We start from the raw sequence: 6429 nt of genomic DNA on the forward strand, positions 1-6429 counted from the left end.
CTGACTTGACCTAAGTCCCGCGCTAAGTTGTACTAAAAAATTTTTAAATCTACTATCTGTAAATGCGTTTTGTTTTAATTTTATTTTTTCTTGTCTCAACAATTTCATGTTCCCCCAAGCCGGTTGATCAAAGCAAGACAGATTTAGCCTCTGGGTCTGCTACTTGCATCAGAAAGGAAAAGGTCGATCAACTACATCTCATCTTCGACAACCATACTTCCTATCCATCCTATGTAACTGCTGCGATAGGGAAATCGGTCATCGAATGTCTAGGAGTAACTGCCTACATGGTAGAATTAAAAAGACACTATGACTCTATCATGAAAAAAGCCGCCTCGCTTAAAAAACATCGGGCAGTCGCTAGTACAGATGCAAATAAAATAGGTTACCAAAAGAGAAGCGAGCTTCGCTCGCAATACGGTAACTGGCGAGCGATCAACCAATCCATAAATGTAGTCGGCAATGTAACCGAAGGAGTAGGTGATGTTCTCGCATTAGGATCGATTGCGAATCCGGGATTTGCGGCACCTGCTACGGGATTCTCTCTGGCTGGAAAATATATCAAGGTTCTAAATGTCGGAACTGAAATTAAGGCGGCAAGTTATTATGACAAGCTACTTGACTCTTCTAGTTATGACCGAAAAAAGCTAAGTGATGCACTAAGTTCCTCTGCCGATATGGACAAAAGGCTTGATGCTTTTCGCCGTGAATTTAAAGCACAATCGGCTGGATTTGTAGATTTAGATAAAGACCTGATGGATCCACACAAATTTCGTGGTCTCGAAGCAGCTTTGGACCAATCCTTGAAATTTTCGGGGGACCTGCAACTGCAACTTAATCAGGGCTCCAAAAGTATTGACGAGCTAAAACTGGAACTTGATGGTCTTGACCAGACACTAACGACTCACAAAGAGAACGTGATAACGGAAGTTCAGAAAATGGCTGATCTTCAAAGGCAAATTCTCGATCAGCAAAAAGTAATGGATGACAGATCGATCTACTTGACTAACCTGGCCATGAAAAACATGACCACTCAGGAGAAAATTGATGCCATAGAAAAATTCGGTTTCGGCAATTTCAAATCCGATCAAGAAAAAGAAAAGAAAGACACTTTAGATTATCTACATAAAAAAAGAGATTTTGAAGACCTGCAGGAAAAAATAACAAACTTCGACCGAAACTTCAAAAATTCCATGGCTATTCTTTCTAATCTTGGAATATCATCTCCAATATTGTCCGACTTAGCCAAGGTTCAAAATGTGGCAATGACCCTTTTTCAATCCTACCTTCAATTTCAAGTTGGTGACCCAACCGCTATAATCGGTGGGCTCGCAGCCCTTACCAGCCTCTTTCGAAAGGACCAGAAGGACCAGTTTCAAGAACAAGTCATGAAGCAACTAAAGGAAATCACAAGACTGATACAAGTAACCATAGAACTCCAATACAAGACGATGGGGATGATCGCGGTAATATCTGATCAGTTGCTATTCCAAGGAATTGAGCAAGGTATCAAACTAGATGCCATAATAGAACTAAACCGAATGTCAAACGTTTCAAACTATGTGGAAAAAAGATCCTTTTTGGGTGTCTGCGAGTCCTTTCTGGAAAACATTAAGGTTGCAATTTTGAAAGATGGACGGACGGATAGGGAGCTATCTGACGAAGGACTATTGACTCCCATAAATAAAAATATCGAACCTGGTCACAATACAGGATTTCCAGGTGGCGGCCAGGTTGACTACCTAACATGGATGGCCGAACAGATGCCAGATATACCCTACGTAACGTCCTCTAAGATCGAATCCCTTCTTGAACCTGGGTCTCAAATGAGAACACTTCGAATCATGCAGTATAGAAATGAACCGTGTAGCCAATCAGTTGTCCAGCCATGTTAAGTCCCCCGATCGCTTTCCAATCGATCCCACCTTCACGCAAAGTGGTGAGAATATCTCAATAGTTTCAAAGGAAAAATTTAAAGACTCCTTGGATTTAGATTCAATTCGTCAAGAGAACCTTGCCACAATAATTTTCCATGATTGTCCAATCAAGTCTAAAAAAATACAAAACTCCCCTTATCAGATCATGTACGCTGGTTTGAACCCGTCATTTTCATTTTCAAGTCTCAATAAAAAATAGAGTGGCTCAGAAAGAATTCAGAGATGGCAAAAAGATCGGTAATGTCTGTGAAAAGCGCTCAACTCGTAGAAAGCCACTTCTTTAGCTCAAATGAACCGATTGATTCTCGATTTCTATCCTCATTCCTAAGGTCATATTTGCAGATCCACCAATTATCACATTTTTTAAATCCTGATCCTCTTAAGCACACAACGAGTAGTAACTCGAAAAATATCGAGAGTTTAGCAATGCTCGTCGAACTCGCTGTCTTCCAGAAAGTTCTTCAAGGTGGCGATGTACTCCTCGCCATCTACAACTCTCATTTCGACCCGACTTACAAAATGGAATCTGAAACACCAATCGAGGGTTCTTTAATAGATGATGTCATTGCGGATACAAATGAAAATTTAAAGAAGCGGGTCAATGGACTGATTCTGAGCTCGCCATCGATATTAAACAGTCTAATAAAATATCGCCTCATAAATGCCATGAAGAGTGACTCACGATTTATGTACATGTTGAAACATGAACTGGCTGATAAATCTGGATATCCAGATCTTCTATCTGACTTATATAAAAAAATCGGTATGGAAATATTTATGGATGGTCCTGACAAGAAGTTATATGCTCGTTTTCCTTCTTTAGTAGTCAAACAGCAGGAGGCAGCAGAGGCAACCAAACAAGAAAATCAAAAAACAGATGCAGAAAAGTATGCAGATGCGCAAACTGGGAAAGTAGCAGAGAACGCAGAAAAAGCCAGACGGCGAGCCCTCACACTTCAATTTCAAAACAAGATTGAGGTTATCAGTCCAGAAGAAATGACGTCCGACCGAACAGAATCATCTGAAGAAATTTTAGAACTGCTTTCCCTTCGGGACAAGCTCCTTTCGGAGTTATATCACTACACTTGGCATACGTCTGCTGGTTCGTCAGACAAAATTTATCAACAACTGAGGAATTTGGTAGTACAATGAAGCGAGTTATTCTGATTCCATTCCTTCTACTATCATGTACAAAGTTCACCGGGAAAAATTAAATCTTCATCACCAAAAATGGTGATGAAGGATGGATTTCAGGCTCAGGCGTTCAGCGGTAGCTGCACGTCAAAGCAAATCCTAATTGACGAAAATGTTTCAATTAAGGATGGGAAAATTCTCTTTTCAAAAACGAGGGAGGATTGCAAACAGAAAATGTCATTTGATCTCAAATTCATGTCCGACGACATTCTGATCTTGTCAAATCCCAAGTTTATTGAACCCTGTAAAGCTGATGTGCAAAAGGTAAGTGCATTAACTAAGCAGTATTTCATAGTGAAGATAATGGACTCTAACATCTTACAATTTCAGCCCATGATGGGCGGACATTGCCGATCTTAAAATTGCGAAATATGATGAGGTAAACATGCATAAGTTCATCTTGGTTCTGGCTATCACTTCCAGCAACGCTTTCGCCTCCAGCAATATTTTACCTGAGACCAAAAGCGCACGCAATCCAGCATCGGATAGCCCGCCACAACTTGATCAAGTGCGAGTACTTCTCTTTGAAAAAACATTTAGACGGACCATGCAATGGGGAAACACGACATCACCTGCACCGATGTTGGAAACCTGTGGCAATCCAGAAAAAGACCGACGAAGATTGACCCAAGAGTATAATAAATTTGACATTATCATTCCTCCGTTTGATCAAATCCCTCCCGATTGTTTTGCCACAGTAAGCACGGCGGCCTCCACAAAGCACGCATCGACTATGTCGAGAATCAGCTAGCACAGAAGTTGGACCTTTACATTAAGGCACTCGATCAGAAGGCCTCAGAGAAATTTGAACAACGTCTAAAGGACCCCAGCTGCCAAGAGCGTCTTCAAAAAGAGGCGATAAGAATTCTTGAGGCCAATGCGGCACTTAGGAATCAATAAATTTGCGGTGGGGGCCTTCGTACTGTTCTCGGCTGTACACGCCCCAAAAAAAAATCACGAATTGCAGAATCGACATTTGGAAAGAATTCGAAATATGAATAATAATTACATATACACTAAGCCTATTAATTGGATTCCCAGGTCCTATCCATTTTAAGCGGACAAGAGACAATCTCCTTCTATAGATAAAAAATCTCAAAAAATGGACTTTCAGAAATTTCTTGAGACTTTCATCAGGTCCAGCTACAAGCTTTTGGATGGAGGCCAAAAGCCATGAATAATAACTTCAGGATCCTTCTTGTTGAGGACGCAGAATCCTTCAGGGGCGCAGTAAAGCAGCTTCTAGGTGTTTATAACGATGTTGATGAAGCCGATAGCCTGGCATCAGCCCGAAAGGCCTTACAAGCCCACCTCTACGACGTCGTGGTGCTCGATAAAGGCTTGCCAGATGGGGACGGCATATCTCTTATTGATGAGATCAAGGAGCTGGCCCCAAATACTGTTGTGATCGTGCTTACTTCAGACTCAGATTCTGATCGATCAGGCATTGTATCACACGAGGGCCGATGATTATGTCATCAAAACAGAAAATGTCGTTCCTGATCTCTTAGTCCGCATTCCGGTGACGGTTTCCAAAGCTGCCTCCCATCGACACCTGAAATATCTTGAGCAACAGGTAAAGGATGCCTTCCGGTATGAGATAGTGGGCAAATCACCCTCAACGATGCAGCTTCGAGAAACTATTCTGGGCTTGAAAGGCTCTGGGGCCCACGTTTTGATTACTGGAGAAAGTGGGACCGGAAAAGAACTCATTGCGCGAAGACTCAATGCTGTTGAAGGAGGAAAAAGACCCCTTATAGCAATCAACTGCGGAGCCATTCATGAAAACCTCATTGAAAGCGAACTATTCGGTCATAAAAAGGGAGCCTTCACAGGAGCCATTCAGGATCGGTGACAACCGAGTCATTCACGTAAAGGTTCGTGTGATTGCGGCAACCAACCAAAATCTTGAGAAAATGGTCTCAACAGGACAATTTCGTGAGGATCTTTACCACCGACTCAATGTTGTGAGAATAGCTACAACCTTACTAAGGGGACGGATGGAGGATATTCCAGATCTTGCTCAGCTTTTCGTTCTTCAGATTGGCGGACCCAACTTCAAAATAAGTGACCGGGCTCAATACGCACTCAAGAATTATGATTGGCCAGGAAACATTCGTGAACTCCGAAATGCCATTGAGAGATCTGTCATTTCTGCTCGTCAAAGGAAATCATTTGAGATTGGCTTTGACGATATCACCATTCACCAAATGATGAAGGGCCCCGCTTATGAGCTTCGTAAGATTGAAGCTTCACTTCCGGCTAAAGTGTCCGATCTCACTCCCCAGAATTATCGCGATTTTGTGGAGGCCGCCGAAAGGGCATATTTTCAGTCAGCACTGGCGGCGGTTGGAGGCAATGCCGAAGACCTCGCACATCGTATTGATCTTGGCCGTAGTACCACCTTTAAAAAGATTAGGAATTTGGGATGCAAAGAAAAATCACTTTCTCGAAGAAACTGACGAGGATATTGAGCATTTTGATTTTGGCACATATTTCGTTTAACGCACAAGGAGTATCGAAAATGGTGACGGCAGAAGATGTAATCAAGAGGTTTGGCTTAAAACCCTTGCCCGGAGAGGGAGGATTCTACGCCGAAAGCCACCGAGATGAGCTTTTGGTGTACCCAGGGGATGGATATTCCCAAAGCCCCATCGCCAGTACCGCCATCTATTATTTGGTCACTCCAGATAGCTTTTCGGCCCTTCATCGGCTTCCTAAAACCGAGATATTTCACTTTTACGGTGGTGACCCAGTTGACATGGTTCAAATCACCGAAGAGGGAAAAATCGATCATATCATTCTTGGCTCAGATTTTAAGGTGGGCATCAGGTTCAAGTTGTTGTCCCGAAAGGTGTTTGGCAGTCAACGAAACTGATCAATGGAGGCAATTGGGCACTGATGGGCACAACAGTTGCTCCAGGATTTGATTTCCAAGACCTGGAGATGGCGGACCAAGCTGTCCTGATCAAGCGTTACCCTGCTCTCTGCGGGGCCATTTTAAGTCATACAAGGGAGTAACCAAGCATTTTTCTATGAAGTTCTTTTGGAAGATTTTTATTGCTGTGTTTGTAACGATCTCGACCGTTGGATCATTGTTGATCTGGACGTCCTATCGATTTATGAGCCATTGGACGACAAAAGAGTACGTATCGAGATACGCGACTTTTTCCACTGTTCTTGGCGATGCACTGGGAAATTTAGACATCAGCACTGAGACTTTCATGCGAAATGCCGCGGAAGTTGTCGCAGAACGAGATGCCCAGGAAGGCGTTTTATCAACCGAGCGACTCAACGA

8 protein-coding genes and 1 pseudogene are annotated in these 6429 nt (G+C 42.7%); all 9 read left to right on the forward strand.

All coding sequences use genetic code 11. From position 1 onward, the window contains the following. The first annotated feature begins 287 nt into the window (after window positions 1-287). Complete coding sequence (locus tag IPL83_08370) at window positions 288-1895, forward strand: hypothetical protein (protein ID MBK9039162.1); 1608 nt, start codon at window positions 288-290, stop codon at window positions 1893-1895. Between the two features lie 561 nt (window positions 1896-2456). Beyond that, entirely contained in the window at window positions 2457-3089 is a 633-nt protein-coding gene (locus IPL83_08375; GenBank protein MBK9039163.1) for a hypothetical protein, read from the forward strand. Between the two features lie 427 nt (window positions 3090-3516). Beyond that, window positions 3517-3882, forward strand: coding sequence for a hypothetical protein (locus tag IPL83_08380; protein ID MBK9039164.1), 366 nt, complete (start codon window positions 3517-3519; stop codon window positions 3880-3882). 422 nt (window positions 3883-4304) lie between these two features. Continuing rightward, window positions 4305-4601 carry a response regulator gene (locus IPL83_08385; GenBank protein MBK9039165.1) on the forward strand — a complete coding sequence of 99 codons (297 nt, stop codon included), beginning with the start codon at window positions 4305-4307 and terminating at the stop codon, window positions 4599-4601. Next, entirely contained in the window at window positions 4579-4986 is a 408-nt protein-coding gene (locus IPL83_08390; GenBank protein MBK9039166.1) for a sigma 54-interacting transcriptional regulator, read from the forward strand. Before IPL83_08385 ends, IPL83_08390 begins: the two co-directional genes overlap by 23 nt. Further along, entirely contained in the window at window positions 4913-5593 is a 681-nt protein-coding gene (locus tag IPL83_08395; GenBank protein MBK9039167.1) for a sigma-54-dependent Fis family transcriptional regulator, read from the forward strand. The genes IPL83_08390 and IPL83_08395 overlap by 74 nt, the downstream gene beginning before the upstream one ends. Window positions 5594-5655: 62 nt before the next feature. Further along, window positions 5656-6009, forward strand: coding sequence for a cupin domain-containing protein (locus IPL83_08400; protein ID MBK9039168.1), 354 nt, complete (start codon window positions 5656-5658; stop codon window positions 6007-6009). After that, window positions 5955-6152, forward strand: a pseudogene (locus tag IPL83_08405) (cupin domain-containing protein). The gene IPL83_08400 and the pseudogene IPL83_08405 overlap by 55 nt, the downstream one beginning before the upstream one ends. Before the next feature lie 14 nt (window positions 6153-6166). Then, window positions 6167-6429: hypothetical protein (locus IPL83_08410; GenBank protein ID MBK9039169.1), on the forward strand; the 263-nt coding region annotated here is incomplete at its 3' end.

This window comes from Bdellovibrionales bacterium (assembly GCA_016716765.1).
In the GTDB taxonomy this organism is placed as follows: Bacteria; Bdellovibrionota; Bdellovibrionia; order Bdellovibrionales; family UBA1609; genus JADJVA01.